Genomic DNA, 17,455 nt, shown 5'->3' with positions numbered 1-17,455 from the left:
GTCGGGCCGGGTTCGACGGCCGGGGACTGCGAGGATCCCGCACCATGCGAGCAGTCGTACAAAATGACAAAATCCGGGCGCCCAGGGTGTTCCGGGCGTCCTCCCCAGGGCTCCGGATGCGCGGCGGTGTCGCCGCGCTCGCCGTCGCCGCCCTCGCCTCCGGCTGTGCGCAGGACGCCTCCGAGGTGCGGGGCGCCGCCGGCCGGCAGCCCCTCCAGGCACCCCCGGCCCGCGCGCTCGACGCCTACGCGTCCAAGCTGCGCGCCGCACACGCCGCCCGGGTCGCCGCCGCCAAGCGCTGGAAGCTGGAGAAGGTCCCGCTGACGGCCCCGCCGCCCCCCGCGAAGAAGCCGGAGATCAAGGCGCGCAAGGGCTTCGAGGTGACCGGCCAGAAGAACCTCCCGCCGGTCTTCACCTCGATCCCCACCAAGGAGAAGATCGTCTTCCTCACCATCGACGACGGCGCCGAGAAGGACCCGGCGTTCCTGCGGATGATGAGCGAGCTGAAGATCCCGTACACCGCCTTCCTCAGCGACTACCTGGCGAAGGAGGACTACGGCTACTTCAAGAAGATGCAGGACCGAGGCGTCACCCTCAACAACCACACCCTCCACCACCCTTACCTGCCCGGCCTCTCCTACGCCGAGCAGAAGCGCGAGATCTGCGGCATGCAGGACGTGATCGAGAAGCGCTACGGCGAGCGCCCCACCCTCTTCCGCCCGCCCTACGGCAACTACAACCGCGACACCCTGCGCGCCGCCAAGGCCTGCGGCATCGAGTACGCCCCGATCTGGAACGAGGAGGTCTTCGCCGACCACTGGGACTACCGGGAGTGGGACCGGAAGATCCACCCCGGCGACATCGTCCTCACCCACTTCCGGGGCGAGGACGACTGGGGCGGCACCATGCGCGACATGGTCCGCGAGTTCCTCGACAAGGTCACGGCCGAGGGATACGCCGTGGCCCGGCTGGAGGACTACCTGTGAGGCGCGGGCGGTTCCGGCCGGCCGGGGCCGCCCTGGCAGCCGTACTGCTCACCGGCTGCGCCCAGTTCGCCGGCCCCGCGCAGCAGCCGGCGGCCGGTGAGCCCGCTCAGGGCAGCGACCGGGGGCAGAACCTGCCGCCCGTCGTGGACCACGTCCGCACCACGGACCGGGTCGTCTTCCTCACCTTCGACGACAGCGCCGAGCGCGACCCGTCCCTCACCGGGCTGATCCGCGAACGACGGCTCCCCGTCACCCTGTTCCTCACCGACACCGTCGCCGGCCCCGCGTACGGCCACTTCGCCCGGCTCCGCTCGGTCGGCGCGAGCCTGCAGAACCACACCCTGGACCACCGCTCCCTGCGCGGCCTGCCCTACGCCGGCCAGCGCGCCGAGATCTGCGGCCAGCAGACCAAGCTCAGGTCCCGCTTCGGCGTCCGCCCGCACCTCTTCCGCCCGCCCTACGGCACGTACGACACCACGACCCTGCGCGCCGCCGCCGACTGCGGTATCGCGGCGGTCGTCCTGTGGCGGGCGACCCTGGACGCCGACGGCGACCTGACCTACACCCGCGGCGAGCGCCGCCTCCACCCCGGCGACATCGTGTCCGTCGACCCGGACCACCCGACGGGCCTGGGCCTGAGCACCCGCACGGAACGTTTGCTGGAGACGATCGAGGAGCAGGGGCTGAGGGTGGGACGCCTGAGCGACTACCTCTGACAACCTGCGCTGACGTCCTGCGCCGACTTCTTGATGCCGGGGCGGGCGGCCCCCGAGCACCCCCCGCTTCCGCCGAAATATGCCCGACGCGCCGCCGGCATTGGCACTCCGCTTGACCGAGTGCTAATCGCGGTCATAGTCTCGGCCTTGGCACTCCCCACTGGAGAGTGCCAACTACGCGACGGGCAGGTCCGGCACCCGCGACGACGGATCCACCTGGTCGCCACCTCAGACAGTTAACCCCGTGAGATCTCCGAAGGGGGAGGTCGGATCGTGACGACCACCAGCTCCAAGGTTGCCATCAAGCCGCTCGAGGACCGCATTGTGGTCCAGCCGCTCGACGCCGAGCAGACCACGGCTTCGGGCCTGGTCATTCCGGACACCGCCAAGGAGAAGCCCCAGGAGGGCGTCGTCCTGGCCGTTGGTCCGGGCCGCTTCGAGGACGGCAACCGTCTTCCGCTCGACGTCAGCGTCGGCGACGTCGTGCTCTACAGCAAGTACGGCGGCACCGAGGTGAAGTACAACGGCGAGGAGTACCTCGTCCTCTCGGCCCGCGACGTGCTCGCGATCGTCGAGAAGTAATTCACCGAAGCACCTTGCTTTCCAGCTGCGCCCCTGGCTCCCGCGTCCATAAAAAGCCGGGTGTCGGGGGCGCAGTGCCGTATAACCCCAAGATTTCCGGAAGAGGGCTCACGCTCCCATGGCGAAGATCCTGAAGTTCGACGAGGACGCCCGTCGCGCCCTCGAGCGCGGCGTCAACAAGCTCGCCGACACGGTGAAGGTGACGATCGGCCCCAAGGGCCGCAACGTCGTCATCGACAAGAAGTTCGGCGCCCCGACCATCACCAACGACGGTGTCACGATCGCCCGCGAGGTCGAGATCGAGGACCCGTACGAGAACCTCGGCGCCCAGCTGGTGAAGGAGGTGGCGACCAAGACCAACGACATCGCGGGTGACGGCACCACCACCGCCACCGTGCTGGCCCAGGCACTGGTCCGCGAGGGCCTGAAGAACGTCGCCGCCGGCGCCTCCCCGGCGCTGCTGAAGAAGGGCATCGACGCGGCCGTCGCCGCCGTGTCCGAGGACCTCCTCGCCACCGCCCGCCCGATCGACGAGAAGTCCGACATCGCCGCCGTGGCCGCGCTGTCCGCCCAGGACCAGCAGGTCGGCGAGCTGATCGCCGAGGCGATGGACAAGGTCGGCAAGGACGGTGTCATCACCGTCGAGGAGTCCAACACCTTCGGCCTGGAGCTGGACTTCACCGAGGGCATGGCCTTCGACAAGGGGTACCTGTCGCCGTACTTCGTGACGGACCAGGAGCGCATGGAGGCCGTCCTCGAGGACCCGTACATCCTCATCAACCAGGGCAAGATCTCCTCCATCGCGGACATGCTGCCGCTGCTGGAGAAGGTCATCCAGGCCAACGCCTCGAAGCCGCTGCTGATCATCGCCGAGGACCTGGAGGGCGAGGCGCTCTCCACCCTCGTCGTGAACAAGATCCGCGGCACGTTCAACGCGGTGGCCGTCAAGGCCCCCGGCTTCGGCGACCGCCGCAAGGCGATGCTGCAGGACATGGCCGTCCTCACCGGCGCCACGGTCATCTCCGAGGAGGTCGGCCTCAAGCTCGACCAGGTCGGCCTGGAGGTGCTCGGCACCGCCCGTCGCATCACCGTCACCAAGGACGACACCACGATCGTCGACGGTGCCGGCAAGCGTGACGAGGTCCAGGGCCGCATCGCCCAGATCAAGGCCGAGATCGAGAACACGGACTCCGACTGGGACCGCGAGAAGCTCCAGGAGCGCCTCGCGAAGCTGGCCGGCGGCGTGTGCGTGATCAAGGTCGGCGCCGCCACCGAGGTGGAACTGAAGGAGCGCAAGCACCGTCTGGAGGACGCCATCTCCGCGACCCGCGCCGCGGTCGAGGAGGGCATCGTCTCCGGTGGTGGCTCCGCGCTGGTCCACGCCGTCAAGGTCCTCGAGGGCAACCTCGGCAAGACCGGCGACGAGGCCACCGGTGTCGCGGTCGTCCGCAAGGCCGCCGTCGAGCCGCTGCGCTGGATCGCCGAGAACGCCGGCCTGGAGGGCTACGTCATCACCTCCAAGGTCGCCGAGCTCGACAAGGGCCAGGGCTTCAACGCCGCCACCGGCGAGTACGGCGACCTGGTCAAGGCCGGCGTCATCGACCCGGTGAAGGTCACCCGCTCGGCCCTGGAGAACGCCGCCTCCATCGCCTCCCTCCTCCTGACGACCGAGACCCTGGTCGTCGAGAAGAAGGAAGAGGAAGAGCCGGCCGCCGCGGGCCACGGCCACGGCCACGCCCACTGAGCGCTGCGCTGAGCTGAACCCGGCTGACCGAGCCGACGGTGCCCAGTACCCCTGCGGGGGTGCTGGGCACCGTGCGTTCGTCCGGCCTTGAAACCGCCGGCGTACACGTCCTCCTCGATGCCGACTCAGGGGACGTGGTGGCGGGAGCCGGGCGCCACCACCGCCCATACGGTCTTTCCCGGCGCCCTCGGCCGCTCGGCCACGCCCCACTCCTCGGCCGGCGCAGCCACCAGGGCCGGCCCGCGCCCGTCCTCCGCGAGCTGCCGCCCGTTCTCCGCGAGCTGCCGCCCGTCCGGCGCGAGCACCGGCCGACGCTCCCAGCGCACGTCACTCACCTCCACCAGGACGCGCCCCGCGCCATCGTGGGCCGGCCGCAGCTCGGCGTCCCGCCCCGGCACCCGTCCGTGGGTGACGGCGTTGGCTGCCAGTTCGCCCACGATCAGCTCCACGGCGTCATGGACCGGTGTGCGGTACGGCCACCCCCAGCGGTCGAGCTGGTGCGAAGCCGTCACAGCAGCCCGCTCAGCGGCAGTACCCGCTCGGCGAGCTGGCCCCGCAGCCTCCCCCCGGCGGCGTCGGCCTCCGAGAGCCAGTCGGCGGCGACCAGCAGCTCGGCGTGCTCGGTGACGTCCTCGGGTCGCAGGGCGCAGAACGAGGTGACCGCGTCCAGGCCGAGACCGTCGTCCTCGGCGCCTCCGAGACGCCCGTCGGGACGGCTGTGGGCGGCGGTGTACACGGCGAGGAGCCGGGTGGCGGCGCCCGCCTTCCTCTTCCGCAATTTCCGGTCGCCCACCACCCGCTGCGCCCACCCCGAGAGCCGTGCACGGGTGACCTTGCCGAAGGAGAACGGGCGGGGCCCGGTGGGCAGCAGCATGGGCACCGTGACCTGGGTGGGCTCCTCGGGCCGGGACGTCAGCGCGTCGTCGGCCGAGACGTCCTCCGGCAGCCGCAGCCAGCCGGCGTCGACCAGTTGCTGGAGCACCCGCTCGGCGTCTCCCTGCACCCAGCCGCCGAGGTCCTGCCCGGTGACATTCCCAGTACCGGCGCGCGCGGCCCGCAGGGTGAGCATGAGCACCGCGAGCCGCGCCTCGGCCTCGGGCAGCGGGGAGCCGACCCGGACGTGCTCCAGCACGCTGCGGGCGTGGACGCCCTGGCCTCGGGTCAGCAACCGCTCGACCACCGGTCCCTCCCCGTCCACCGGTACGCCGCGCCGGTTGGCGTTCATCTCGCGGGTGGTCCGCGCGGCCGTGGCGGCCCGGTCCGCTTCCTCCCGCAGGGACGCGTCGCCAGTGACGTCGGCCCACAACGCGAAAGCGTGGGCCTTGCGGTCGTGGAGTTCGGCGAGGACGGCGAGATCCGGTTCGGGACGCCGCTGATACGCGCGGAACGCGTCCCCGAGTTCGGTCAGCTCCAGGCGCAGCACCTCGGGCTGGAGGTCGTCCGGCACGATCCGCTGCGCGATCTTCGCCCATCGCCCCGCACCCAGGTGCCCGGCGGGGACACCGCCGGGCCGGGGACGCGGGGTGGGCCGGGCGCGCGGGACGGGAGCAGCCCCGGCACCGACCGCACCGGGGCGATCCGAGGCGGGGGCCGCCGACGGCCACCCACCGCCGGGCGCGTCGGAGAACATCGCTGTCCCCCCGCCGCTCACCACCCCCCGGCCCGGCTTCCCCTTTTCCGTACGCCCGTGGTCGGCGCCGTCGACGAACAGTCCGCCCCGGTCACCCGTGCCCGCGCTCACCGATGCCACCTCTCCCTTGTCGGCCTGTGACCTCCCGCCCGCTGCGGGCGCAACCACTTGACGCTATGTTTCCCGCCGCCTCCGCCGGGGCGGGACCGGAATGGACCACACGTTCGGGTGACGGTCCCGTGCGTGCACCGGAGCTGGGCCGTCCGAGTGACACGAGCCCTAAGATCCGTGCCGTGCCGGTGAATTCAGAGCAGCACCACTTCGCCCACGCAGCCGTGCGCCACTGAGCGACACCTTGAATCGACACGGGGCGGTCCACGGTGTCCGGGAGAAGCCCTTGCGGTCAGCGGCAACACGGGCAGTGGGTCTCGTCTGCCACGGCCCTGAAGAGCAGCGGTTGCACGTGGTCGCCCGCGCGCTCGCGGGTGCCTGCGAGGCGGTGGGAGAGGCGGGGGCCCGTGGGTTGTTGCCGGGCGGGGTGATCGTCCGTGTGCGGTGGCGTTGTGGTGGCGGGCCGGTCAGCTGGTCCGGGTGGCGGTGGCGGAACGTCGCGGAGCAGGTGGCGCAGGAGGCCGCCGGGGCGGTGTACGGGGGTGCCGTCGTCGGGCAGGCCGCGCAGGATGTGCGTGCGGGCGGCGGTGGGCGGGTGCCCGGCGGCCAGCCAGCGGGCGGTGAGGCTCGTCAGCTCGGGGCGCATGGCGCGGGGGATGTGGCGCAGGTCGGGGGAGAGGGCGGGGAAGGTGTCTACGAGCGTGCGCGCTGCGGTGAGGTGGGGATCGGTGGGGGCGTTGTCGTCTGGCTTCGGGGCTTGCGCTTCCGCTCCCGCTTCGGGCGGTGCGGGGGGCTCGGGGGGTTGGTTGGGGGTGTTTCCCTCACGGTCTTGAAGTGGATGACCGTCGGTGGGCGGAGGGGTCGGCTCACCGACGGCCGGTGAACGACGACCCGGTGCGAGCTGCGGCGGGACGACGCGCTCGGTGGTGGTCGTCCCCGCCGGGCCCACGGGCATCTGGGCGAGCAGCTTGAGGGCTTCAGCCTCGTTCAAGGGCACGCTGGAGACGAGCTGTTGGGTGACCCAGAGCCCGCCGGGCCCCTGGAGCCGCCGCTCGTGCACGAAGCCCTCGTCCTTGAGCTGCCGCTTGGCCCGGGTGAAGGAACAGCCACCGATACGGGCGCGTTCAGCCGTACGGGAGAGGGATTCGCGGGTGCCGGGAGGAAGGGAGAGCTGCCAGGTCAGGAGCCGAACGGCGTCGGACGACAGCCGGGGATGCCGGATGAGGTCGTGCGAGAACTGGGTGAAGGCGCGGGGGCGCGATAAAGTGCCGGTAGATCACGGTGGGGTGCTTCCACTAGTGGTTAGGCCCTCGCGGACGGTTGCAGCCGTATAGCGGGGGCCGTAGCGGGCCGGGCTTCCGGTGGACGAGGTGCGTCGGCTGCACGGACGCCTGCTTCAGCCGCTCGATCGTCTGGCCCGTCAGATCCTTCATGGTGCGCAACCCTGCGGCGCGGGCACGTGAGGCCTGGGCCATCTCCGACTCCCGGGCCGCCTTGGCCGCGGTCGTCTCCGCCTGAGCCCGGCGAATGGCGTCATCGAATCCCATGGAATGCGTCAGGCGGCCCATGACGTCGGAGGCGTGCCGAACGCGCGGCGGCCTGCCCTCACGGCGAGCGAGGCCAGGGCGGCGTTGGCGCCACCACCGATCACGGCGCCGATACCGAACGGCGCCACTCGACCGAGGACGATGATCCCCTGCTTGGTCCCGTACTTCGTGATGAAGTGCGGGCCCAGGACCTTGTTGATCTGACGCAGCGTTTCGACGGGGACCTTGGCGACGATCTGACGTCCCCAGTGCTTCCCCGTGGTCCCGGCCACCTTGGTGATGGTCGAGTTACCGCTCCCGCCGAGCATGATCCCCATCACGATCGTGCGGCGGCGTTCGACCTCGGCGAGGGGGATTCCGTGGACCTCGGCGACGGAGAGCGCGAAGAGGGCGCTCAGTTCGAGGGAGGAGAGGGTCTCGCCGGCAGAGAGTGCCAGAGCGACTCCCGTGCCGACGCCCGGCGCGGCCGCAGCACCTCCGACCGCGGCCCCCGACCCGGTCAAGGCGCTGACGTACATCCGCTCCAGACTGCGGATCACCTCTGCGGGCGTCGCGTCCGGGTTCCGCTGACGGGCGCGGGCGATGTTCTTGCGCACCAGCGGGCTCTGGACGTCGATCGCCTTGTCCAGGAGGGCGAGGACTCGCTGCCCACGTGAGGCTTCCTCCGGAACCGATCCGTCAGAGGCGTCTGTTGCCATGTCCTGATCTCCCTAAGATCTTCACATCTCAACTGACATTACCCACACGGGACTTGGACCACCAGGTCTTTCACGACGAAGGCGCGGCCCGCATGACATGCCGAACCGGGTGATCAGGAGAGCGAACCGGCCGTCGCGGGCTTCTCAAGAACAGTCCGCCGAGCACCTCCCACTCCGTCACCCGGTCCACCACCTCGCGCGGGTCCCGGCTTTCGGCGGCGACGGTTCGCGCCGCGGCCGCAGGACGGTGCGGGCAGTCGGCCGGTGCTGTCGTCATCGGTTCTGACCAGCACCGGTTCTCGAGCAGGAAGGGTGCGGCCGGCACCTCCTACCGCGGCCCGTACTTCCGCCCCGTCCGTGAGGTGATTCCGCCCAGCATCCCCCGCGGTACCAGCTTCGCCGCGCCCATCAGGGTCTTGTAGCGGGGGTCGGGGATGGAGAGGGACTTGCCGCGGGCCAGGTCGTCCAGGGCCGCGGCGACGACCTTGTCGGCGTCCAGCCACATCCAGTTCGGGATGTTGTCCGTGCCCATCCCGGCCCGCTGGTGGAACTCCGTGCGCACGAAGCCGGGGCACAGGGCCATCAGGCGTACGCCGCTGCCGGCCAGGTCCTTCGCCACGCCCTGGGTGAACTGCACGACCCACGCCTTGGAGGCGCCGTAGGTGCCGCGCGGCACGAAGGCCGCGACCGAGGCCACGTTGACCACGCCGCCGCGGCCCCGCTCCCGCATCGCCTCCGTCGCCGCCGAGGTCAGCCGGAGCACCGCCTCGCAGTGCACCTTGAGCATCGTCAGCTCGTCGGCCATGGAGACGTCGAGGAAGCGGCCCTTGTTGCCGAAGCCGGCGTTGTTGATCAGCAGGTCGACGGGGCTCCTGCGCTCACCGAGGCGGGCGGCCACCGCGTCGATGCCGGGGTCCGTGGCCAGGTCGGCCGTCAGGACCTCCGCCTCGATTCCGTGCCGGTCGTGCAGTTCGGTCGCCTGTTCGCGCAGCCGCTTGGTGTCGCGGGCCACCAGCACCAGGTTGTGTCCGTCGGCCGCCAGCCGCCGCGCGAACGCGGCGCCGATGCCCGCCGTCGATCCCGTAATCAATGCCGTTGTCATGGCGCAAGGTTATGGGCCCGGACCGCGCAGGTCCGTTTCGCTCAGGCGCCGTACGTCTCCGCGTACTTCCGCGCGGCCGCCAGCGACTCGGGGTGCAGCGCCCCGCCCGCCGCGAGCAGCCGGGGCAGCAGCTCGCGCTCCCTCGTCACCGCCCGGAACTGCAACGCCACCGTCACCTCGTGGGCGGGCCTGTGCACGATCTCGACGGCGTCGCCCGCCCGTATCCCACCGGGTTCGATCACCCGCAGGTACGCGCCCGGCGCGCTCTTCTCCGTGAAGCGCCGCACCCACCGCTTCTCACCCAGATGGCCCTGGAAGGTGCGGCAGGGGATACGGCCGCTGGTGACTTCGAGCACCAGATCGGGGCCGATCCGCCAGCGCTCGCCGATCAGGGCGCCGGAGACGTCCAGGCCCGTCGTCGTGAGGTTCTCGCCGAAGGAGCCGTTCGGCAGCGGTCGGTCCAGCTCGCGTTCCCAGTCGTCCATGTCCTCGCGCGCCATCGCGTACACGGCCTGGTCGGCGCCGCCGTGGTGCCGCGTGTCGCACACCGTGTCGCCGGCCAGTCCGCTCGCCCCGACGCCCTTCGGTCCGGGCGCGGCCACACGTACCGTCCCGTCGGCCGGCTGCTTGTCGATGCCGGTGACGCCCTCGGGATGGTCCGTGTGCGGCACCGCCTTCGCGCGGCCCAGATTGACAGAGAGAAGCTTCATGGCGGAACGGTAGGACAATCCTCATCAAAGCGTCGACGCATTATTCGGCGTTCGGTCAAAGAGTCACTTATCCTCGGAGGCGTGATCGAGGCTCGTCATCTCCGTGTCCTGCGCGCTGTGGCATCGACCGGCTCATTCTCCGCCGCGGGGCGCGAGCTGGGCTGTACCCAGCCCGCCGTCAGCCAGCAGATGAAGGCCCTGGAGGCCTCCGTCGGCACCCCCCTGCTCGTGCGCACCGGGCGCGAGATGCGGCTGACCCAGGCCGGTGAGGCGCTGGTGCGGCACGCCGCCGGGATCATCGCCGGACTGACCGCGGCCGAGGAAGAGGTCGCCGCCATCGCGGGGCTGCGCGCCGGCCGGGTCCGCCTGGTCTCCTTTCCCAGCGGCAGCTCCACCCTCGTGCCGACGGCCCTGGCCGCGCTGCGCGCCGCGCACCCCGGTACCCGGGTCTTCCTGGAGGAGGCCGAGCCGCCGAAATCCGTCGAGCTGCTGCGCGAGGGCGACTGCGACGTGGCGCTCGCCTTCCGCTACGAGGGCGCGGCCGGCGCGGAGGAGTGGGACGACCTCGTCGTACGGCCGCTGCTGACCGACCGCCTCGTGGCGCTGGTGCCCGAACGGCACCGGCTCGCGCGCACGGAACCCGGCGGGTCGGTGGCCATCGGGGAGCTGGCCCGGGACCCGTGGATCGCGGGCTGCCCGCGGTGCCGGGGTCAGTTGGTCGAGGTGTGCGAAGGGGCCGGCTTCACGCCCCGCATCGACTTCGCGACCGACGACTATCCGGCGGTCGCCGGCCTGGTGGGGGCCGGACTGGGGGTGGCCGTGCTGCCCCAGCTCGCCGTGGAGTCCGTACGGCCCCGGGGGGTACGCACGGTGGCGCTGGAGCCGGCGGTGCGGCGGGAGATCGTCGCGCTCACCCTGCCCGACCTGGCCCAGGTGCCGGCGGTGACGGCGACGCTGGACGAGCTGGCCCGGGCGGGGGCGCGTCAGTCGGCGACGCGCTGAGGGTACGGGCGCGCCTGTGCGTCCGGATGCTTCAGAGAAACGTTCCTTCAGTGATGTGCGGGCTTCAGTGATGTGCGGCCGCCTCCCCGCCGGCCGATGCCGTCGCCGCGACCAGGCGGTTGCGGGCGCGTCCCATGAGCTCCTCGCGCTCGTCCTCGGTCAGCCCGCCCCACACGCCGTACGGCTCACGCACCGCCAGCGCGTGCGCCGCGCACTCGGCGCGGACCGGGCACCTCATGCAGACCTCCTTGGCCGAGTTCTCACGAGCACTCCGCGCCGCACCGCGTTCGCCCTCCGGATGGAAGAAGAGCGAGCTGTCCACCCCGCGGCACGCGGCCAGGAGCTGCCAGTCCCACAGGTCCGCGTTCGGTCCGGGAAGGCGGGAGAAATCTGCCATTGCGTGACCCCTTGTAGCCGATATGGGTAGATGCCGGTGACGCAGCGTCCACGACCGTACAACTACGATCTAAGGAGATGAAAATATGACTCATTGCGAATCTAGCCGCAGACACCAGCGAAGTGGAAGAAAAGCGGCTAAATGGGGCACCGGTTGTGATGAAACGGGGCGGGTCCGACGCGCATGTCTGCTGCGTGGCCGCCCCCTCACGTAGAGTGCCGAAGACGACACACAGCCCCGTAACTCTTTCGAGTGACCGTCGTTGAGAGTGCGGAGGCGGTTGAAGGAACAAGTGCTCGGGCGGGCGTCCGGGACGGTCGACCGCACAGGTGACGATTTCGTACCAGCCTGGAGGCTCAACGTGACGCGCATCAGCTGCGGAGGACGGCCATGACTTCCGTCCTCGTCTGCGACGACTCCCCGCTTGCCCGAGAGGCGCTCCGCCGCGCCGTCGCGACCGTGCCCGGCGTCGAGCGCGTGACGACGGCCGCCAACGGCGAGGAAGTCCTCCGCCGCTGGGGTGCCGACCGCTCGGACCTGATTCTGATGGACGTGCGCATGCCCGGCCTCGGCGGCGTCGAGACCGTCCGGCGGCTGTTGTCCGCCGACCCCGGCGCGCGCATCATCATGCTCACCGTCGCCGAGGACCTGGACGGTGTGGCCCTCGCCGTCGCCGCCGGTGCCCGCGGCTATCTGCACAAGGACGCCTCGCGCGCCGAACTGCGCGCCACGGTCACGCAGGCCCTCGCCGACCCGACCTGGCGGCTTGCCCCGCGCCGGCTGCGCTCGGCCGAGATGGGTGCCGCGCCCACGCTCACCGCGCGTGAGATCCAGGTCCTGGAGGGCATGAGCCACGGCCGCTCCAACGCGGAGATCGGCCGCGAGCTGTTCCTCTCCGAGGACACCGTCAAAACCCACGCCCGGCGGCTCTTCAAGAAGCTCGGCGCCTCGGACCGGGCGCACGCGGTGGCGCTCGGGTTCCGGTGGGGCCTGGTCCGCTAGGAGCACCCTCGTGCGATGGAGTCCGAGAGGGCCCGTCAGGGACGTGACGATCCCCGCTTATCGCGAGGTGGGCGGGGGTGACAAGGCGACCCGCCGGGTGCCCGCTGCTCGTTTCGGCGCGGATGACGCATCCTTGAGGTGTGGAGTTCCTCGGGGACGAGTCGGTCGAGCGGAAGGGGAGGGCGCAGGGGATGAGTTCCGGCGCACCTACTCATAACGCTTCGGTGCACAACAACGGGCGCGGAGCCACGGATCGGACGGCCGCAAGGCACCATGGACCGATGCGTGACGACGAGGCGGCCCCTGATCAAGGGACGGTCGGTGGGCTCGTCCATCGTGCCGTCGACGGGGACGAGCAGGCCACGCACGACCTGCTCGCCCATGTCCACCCCTTGGCGCTGCGCTACTGCCGCACGCGTCTGTCCCGCCTGCCCGGCGACGCCCGGCACTTCGTCGAGGACCTCGCCCAGGAGGTCTGCGTCGCGGTGCTGCTCGCGCTGCCCCGCTACAAGGACACCGGACGCCCCTTCGAGGCGTTCGTCTTCGCCATCGCCGCTCACAAGGTCGCCGACCTGCAGCGCGCGGCGATGCGGCACCCCGGCTCGACCGCCGTGCCGTCCGACGAGATGCCCGAGCGGCCGGACGACTCACTGGGCCCGGAGGAGCGCGCGCTGCTCAACAGCGACGCCGCCTGGGCCAAGAAACTGCTGGCCAACCTGCCCGAGAACCAGCGGGAGCTGCTGCTGCTGCGGATCGCGGTGGGGCTCACGGCGGAGGAGACCGGGCAGATGTTGGGAATGTCACCCGGTGCCGTCCGGGTCGCCCAGCACCGGGCGCTGAGTCGGCTGCGGGCCCTGGCGGAGCAGTAGCGCCGGGAGTGAACGGACGGTGACGGGTGTCCGTACGAAACTACGAAGGTCGCGGGCGTCCCTGATCGTGGAATGAGCCACGTCCACTTCCCGTTAGCATGGACATCCGCACCGATCAAGGCCATTTGGGGAAGGTGTCATGACTGCCAACGTCGACGGAGTGCCCGAGAAATTCGCGACGCTCGGGCTGACCTACGACGACGTGCTGCTGCTGCCGGGCTCGTCGGACATGGCACCCGACGAGATCGACACCGCCTCGTACGTCTCCAGGAACGTGCGGGTCAACATCCCGCTGCTGTCCGCCGCCATGGACAAGGTCACCGAGTCGCGCATGGCGATCGCGATGGCCCGCCAGGGCGGCGTCGGCGTACTGCACCGCAACCTGTCCATCGAGGACCAGGCCAACCAGGTCGACCTGGTCAAGCGCTCCGAGTCGGGCATGGTGGCCAACCCCATCACCATCCACCCGGACGCCCTGCTCGCCGAGGCCGACTCGCTGTGCGCCAAGTTCCGCATCAGCGGCGTGCCGGTCACCGACGGCGGCGGCAAGCTGCTCGGCATCGTCACCAACCGCGACATGGCCTTCGAGACCGACCGCTCCCGGCAGGTGCGCGAGGTCATGACCCCGATGCCGCTGGTCACCGGCAAGGTCGGCATCTCCGGCGTGGACGCCATGGAGCTGCTGCGCCGCCACAAGATCGAGAAGCTGCCGCTGGTCGACGACAACGGCGTCCTCAAGGGCCTGATCACGGTCAAGGACTTCGTCAAGGCCGAGAAGTACCCGAACGCCGCCAAGGACGCCAAGGGCCGGCTGCTGGTCGGCGCCGCCGTCGGCGTCGCCGGTGACGCCTTCGAGCGTGCCCAGGCGCTGATCGAGGCGGGCGCCGACTTCATCGTCGTGGACACCGCGCACGGCCACTCCCGCCTGGTCGGCGACATGGTCGCCAAGATCAAGTCGAACGCGGCCGGCGTCGACGTCATCGGCGGCAACATCGCCACCCGCGACGGCGCCAAGGCGCTCATCGACGCCGGTGTGGACGGCATCAAGGTCGGTGTCGGCCCCGGCTCCATCTGCACCACCCGCGTCGTCGCCGGCATCGGCGTCCCCCAGGTCACGGCCATCTACGAGGCGTCGCTCGCCGCCAAGGAGGCCGGCATCCCGGTCATCGGCGACGGTGGCCTCCAGTACTCCGGCGACATCGCCAAGGCCCTGGTCGCGGGCGCCGACACGGTGATGCTGGGCTCGCTCCTCGCGGGCTGCGAGGAGTCGCCGGGTGAGCTGATGTTCATCAACGGCAAGCAGTTCAAGTCGTACCGCGGCATGGGCTCGCTGGGCGCCATGCAGACCCGCGGCGACCGCAGGTCGTTCTCCAAGGACCGCTACTTCCAGGAGGGCGTCGCCTCCGACGAGCAGCTGGTCCCCGAGGGCATCGAGGGCCAGGTGCCCTACCGCGGCCCGCTCTCCTCGGTCGTCCACCAGCTGGTCGGCGGCCTGCGCCAGTCGATGTTCTACGTCGGCGGCCGGACCGTGCCCCAGCTCCAGGACAACGGCCGGTTCGTGCGGATCACCTCCGCCGGGCTCAAGGAGAGCCACCCGCACGACATCCAGATGACGGTCGAGGCACCGAACTACAGCCGCAGCAAGTAAGCAGAGCCTGCCCGAGGGCGGCCCCGGACCACCCGGGGCCGCCCTCAGCGGTGCCCCGTCGAGCCCGTCGGGGATACTGGAAGGCGCTGCAACGCATCAGGGAAAGGCCACAGACGTGACTGAGATCGAGATCGGGCGCGGCAAGCGCGGCCGCCGGGCGTACGCCTTCGACGACATCGCCGTCGTCCCCAGCCGCCGTACGCGGGACCCGAAGGAGGTCTCGATCGCCTGGCAGATCGACGCCTACCGCTTCGAGCTGCCGTTCCTGGCCGCTCCCATGGACTCGGTCGTCTCCCCGGCCACCGCCATCCGCATCGGCGAGCTGGGCGGCCTCGGCGTCCTGAACCTGGAAGGGCTCTGGACGCGGCACGAGGACCCGCAGCCGCTGCTCGACGAGATCGCCGAGCTGGACACCGACAACGCGACCCGCCGCCTCCAGGAGATCTACGCCGCTCCCATCAAGGAGGAGCTGATCGGGCAGCGCATCAAGGAGGTGCGCGACTCGGGCGTGGTCACCGCCGCCGCGCTCTCCCCGCAGCGCACCGCCCAGTTCTCCAAGGCGGTCGTGGACGCGGGCGTCGACATCTTCGTCATCCGCGGCACCACGGTCTCGGCGGAGCACGTCTCCGGTTCGCACGAGCCGCTGAACCTGAAGCAGTTCATCTACGAGCTGGACGTCCCGGTCATCGTCGGCGGCTGCGCCACCTACACCGCCGCCCTGCACCTGATGCGCACCGGCGCGGCGGGCGTCCTCGTCGGCTTCGGCGGCGGCGCCGCGCACACCACGCGCAACGTGCTGGGCATCCAGGTGCCCATGGCGACGGCGGTCGCGGACGTGGCGGCGGCCCGCCGTGACTACATGGACGAGTCCGGCGGCCGGTACGTGCACGTCATCGCCGACGGCGGGGTCGGCTGGTCCGGCGACCTGCCCAAGGCGATCGCCTGCGGCGCGGACTCGGTGATGATGGGCTCGCCGCTGGCGCGCGCGACCGACGCGCCGGGCAAGGGCAACCACTGGGGCATGGAGGCCGTCAACGAGGAGCTGCCCCGCGGCAAGAAGGTCGACCTCGGCACGGTCGGCACCATCGAGGAGATCCTCACCGGCCCGTCCCGCAACCCCGACGGCTCGATGAACTTCTTCGGCGCACTGCGCCGGGCCATGTCGACCACCGGGTACAGCGAGCTGAAGGAGTTCCAGCGCGTCGAGGTGACGGTGGCGGACTCGCAGCACCGGCGGTAGTCACCCGTACGCCACACCGAGGGGCCCGGAGCAGACGCTCCGGGCCCCTCGCGTGTCCGCGCGGCGTGGTCAGAGCCGGTGCGCCGCCCCCGTGGGCGTAGCCCCCCGCGTGTCCAGCAGGAGCTGGGCCTTCACCGACAGGCCCTGGAGGTCGTACGTGCGGTGCTGCTGGAGGAGGATCGTCAGGTCGGCGTCGGCGGCGGCCTCGTAGAGGGAGTCGGCGCGGGGGACGGGGCGGTCGGCGACGTTCCAGGACGGGATGTGCGGGTCGTGGTAGCTGACGGCGGCGCCCATCGACATCAGGCGGGTCGCGATCTCCTCGGCCGGGGTGGCCTGCTGGTCGGCGAGGTCGGCCTTGTAGGTGACGCCGAGGAGGAGGACGCGGGCGGCGCGCGCGGACTTGCCGTGCTCGTTGAGGAGGGCGGCGGCGCGCTGGACGACGTAGCGCGGCATCTGGGAGTTGACCTGCTGGGCCAGCTCCACCATGCGCAGGCTGTGCGGGGCCTGGCCGGTCAGGTCCTGGGGGACGGAGTGGCCGCCGACGCCGGGGCCCGGGCGGAAGGCCTGGAAGCCGAACGGTTTGCTCTCCGCGCAGCGCAGGACGTCCCACAGGTCGACGCCGAGGTCGTCGCAGAGTACGGCCATCTCGTTGACGAGGGCGATGTTGACGTGCCGGAAATTGGTCTCCAGGAGCTGGACCGTCTCGGCCTCGCGGGGGCCGCGCGCGCGGACCACCTTGTCGGTGAGCCGGCCGTAGAAGGTCGCGGCCGACTCGGTGCAGGCGGGGGTGAGGCCGCCGATGACCTTCGGCGTGGTGGCCGGGGTGAAGTCGCGGTTGCCGGGGTCGACGCGGCTGGGGGAGTAGGCGAGGTGGAAGTCGCGGCCGGCGCGCAGCCCGGAGCCCTGCTCCAGGATCGGGCGCAGGAAGTCCTCCGTCGTCCCGGGCCGCACGGGTGACTCCAGGATGACCGTGATGTGCGGGCGCATGTGGGCGGCCAGGGTGCGGGCGGCCGCCTCCACCTGGGTGAGGTCCAGGCCGCCGTCCGCGCCGGGCGGGGTCGGGGCGCAGATGACGGCGGTGCGGACGCGGCCCAGCTCGGCCGGCCCGGCGGGGGTCCGGAAGCCCGTCGCGAGCATCCGGCGCACCTCGGCGGGGGTGAGCGGGTCGGCCTCGGGGCCGGTGCGGTAGCCGAGGGTGGGGATGCCTGCGGCGACGGCGGCCTGGGCCAGGGGCAGGCCGTACGGGCCGAGTCCGATGACGGCGAGATCTGCGGGCATGGCGTGGGCCGTCCTTCCCAGTAGCCGAAGCGGGACAGGTGCGCAAACCCGGTGGACAGGATGGGCGAGCACAACGTCAGACTAGGAGTAAATATGACCGATTTGTGGGATTGGTCGGCCGAGTTTCGGTGGTGTCGACACCGCCCGGGGTGATGGGCCGGGTTTGCCGGGAAGAGTTGTCCACAGGCTGGGG

At 71.2% G+C, this 17,455-nt stretch carries 17 protein-coding genes; 9 read left to right on the top strand and 8 right to left on the bottom strand.

Annotation, left to right across the window (positions count from 1 at the left end):
* The first annotated feature begins 116 nt into the window (after positions 1-116).
* The 4 genes from RI578_RS15790 to groL all read left to right on the top strand — a co-directional run bounded on the left by RI578_RS15790 (position 117) and on the right by groL (position 4,028).
* A complete protein-coding gene (locus RI578_RS15790) occupies positions 117-986 on the top strand; it encodes a polysaccharide deacetylase family protein (RefSeq protein ID WP_310871698.1) in 870 nt (289 codons plus the stop codon).
* Positions 983-1,702, top strand: coding sequence for a polysaccharide deacetylase family protein (locus RI578_RS15785; RefSeq protein WP_310871697.1), 720 nt, complete (start codon positions 983-985; stop codon positions 1,700-1,702). The genes RI578_RS15790 and RI578_RS15785 overlap by 4 nt, the downstream gene beginning before the upstream one ends.
* 273 nt (positions 1,703-1,975) lie before the next feature.
* A complete protein-coding gene (gene groES, locus RI578_RS15780; RefSeq protein ID WP_003974211.1) occupies positions 1,976-2,284 on the top strand; it encodes a co-chaperone GroES in 309 nt (102 codons plus the stop codon).
* A 118-nt stretch (positions 2,285-2,402) separates the two neighbouring features.
* Positions 2,403-4,028 (top strand): chaperonin GroEL, encoded by a 1,626-nt coding sequence (gene groL / locus RI578_RS15775; RefSeq protein ID WP_121748717.1) that lies wholly within the window; start codon positions 2,403-2,405, stop codon positions 4,026-4,028.
* Positions 4,029-4,153: 125 nt separating this feature from the next.
* Here the strand turns inward: groL and RI578_RS15770 are convergent, their stop codons facing one another.
* From RI578_RS15770 to RI578_RS15745, 6 genes are all read right to left on the bottom strand, one after another.
* On the bottom strand, positions 4,154-4,540 hold the full coding sequence (locus RI578_RS15770) for an ATP-binding protein (protein WP_310871696.1): 387 nt from the start codon (positions 4,538-4,540) through the stop codon (positions 4,154-4,156).
* Positions 4,537-5,769, bottom strand: coding sequence for a hypothetical protein (locus RI578_RS15765; protein ID WP_310871695.1), 1,233 nt, complete (start codon positions 5,767-5,769; stop codon positions 4,537-4,539). Before RI578_RS15765 ends, RI578_RS15770 begins: the two co-directional genes overlap by 4 nt.
* Before the next feature lie 292 nt (positions 5,770-6,061).
* Positions 6,062-6,829 carry a hypothetical protein gene (locus RI578_RS15760; protein ID WP_310871694.1) on the bottom strand — a complete coding sequence of 256 codons (768 nt, stop codon included), beginning with the start codon at positions 6,827-6,829 and terminating at the stop codon, positions 6,062-6,064.
* 495 nt (positions 6,830-7,324) lie between these two features.
* Entirely contained in the window at positions 7,325-8,014 is a 690-nt protein-coding gene (locus tag RI578_RS15755; protein ID WP_310871693.1) for a hypothetical protein, read from the bottom strand.
* 328 nt (positions 8,015-8,342) lie between these two features.
* A complete protein-coding gene (locus tag RI578_RS15750; RefSeq protein ID WP_310871692.1) occupies positions 8,343-9,116 on the bottom strand; it encodes an SDR family oxidoreductase in 774 nt (257 codons plus the stop codon).
* A 41-nt stretch (positions 9,117-9,157) separates the two neighbouring features.
* On the bottom strand, positions 9,158-9,826 hold the full coding sequence (locus RI578_RS15745) for an MOSC domain-containing protein (protein WP_310871691.1): 669 nt from the start codon (positions 9,824-9,826) through the stop codon (positions 9,158-9,160).
* Between the two features lie 81 nt (positions 9,827-9,907).
* Here RI578_RS15745 and RI578_RS15740 point away from each other — a divergent pair, with 81 nt between their 5' ends.
* Entirely contained in the window at positions 9,908-10,828 is a 921-nt protein-coding gene (locus tag RI578_RS15740) for a LysR family transcriptional regulator (RefSeq protein ID WP_210957886.1), read from the top strand.
* 64 nt (positions 10,829-10,892) lie between these two features.
* On the opposite strand, the gene RI578_RS15735 is transcribed toward RI578_RS15740, so the two are convergent.
* The gene (locus RI578_RS15735) at positions 10,893-11,225 is read right to left on the bottom strand and encodes a WhiB family transcriptional regulator (RefSeq protein ID WP_121748736.1); all 333 of its coding nucleotides are present in this window, start codon (positions 11,223-11,225) and stop codon (positions 10,893-10,895) included.
* A gap of 390 nt (positions 11,226-11,615) precedes the next feature.
* On the opposite strand from RI578_RS15735, the gene RI578_RS15730 reads away from it, so the two are divergent.
* The 4 genes from RI578_RS15730 (at position 11,616) to RI578_RS15715 (ending at position 15,984) form a co-directional block, all read left to right on the top strand.
* Entirely contained in the window at positions 11,616-12,227 is a 612-nt protein-coding gene (locus tag RI578_RS15730) for a response regulator transcription factor (protein ID WP_003948568.1), read from the top strand.
* A 281-nt stretch (positions 12,228-12,508) separates the two neighbouring features.
* On the top strand, positions 12,509-13,096 hold the full coding sequence (locus RI578_RS15725; protein ID WP_019329587.1) for a sigma-70 family RNA polymerase sigma factor: 588 nt from the start codon (positions 12,509-12,511) through the stop codon (positions 13,094-13,096).
* A 139-nt stretch (positions 13,097-13,235) separates the two neighbouring features.
* The gene (gene guaB / locus RI578_RS15720) at positions 13,236-14,744 is read left to right on the top strand and encodes an IMP dehydrogenase (protein ID WP_210957884.1); all 1,509 of its coding nucleotides are present in this window, start codon (positions 13,236-13,238) and stop codon (positions 14,742-14,744) included.
* Positions 14,745-14,859: 115 nt separating this feature from the next.
* A complete protein-coding gene (locus RI578_RS15715; protein WP_210957883.1) occupies positions 14,860-15,984 on the top strand; it encodes a GuaB3 family IMP dehydrogenase-related protein in 1,125 nt (374 codons plus the stop codon).
* Between the two features lie 69 nt (positions 15,985-16,053).
* Here the strand turns inward: RI578_RS15715 and RI578_RS15710 are convergent, their stop codons facing one another.
* Complete coding sequence (locus RI578_RS15710) at positions 16,054-17,262, bottom strand: nucleotide sugar dehydrogenase (protein WP_310871690.1); 1,209 nt, start codon at positions 17,260-17,262, stop codon at positions 16,054-16,056.
* Positions 17,263-17,455: the final 193 nt, after the last annotated feature.

Source organism: Streptomyces sp. BB1-1-1, assembly GCF_031597775.1.
In the GTDB taxonomy this organism is placed as follows: domain Bacteria; phylum Actinomycetota; class Actinomycetes; order Streptomycetales; family Streptomycetaceae; genus Streptomyces; species Streptomyces thinghirensis.
This window is presented reverse-complemented; position numbering and strand designations above follow the sequence as displayed.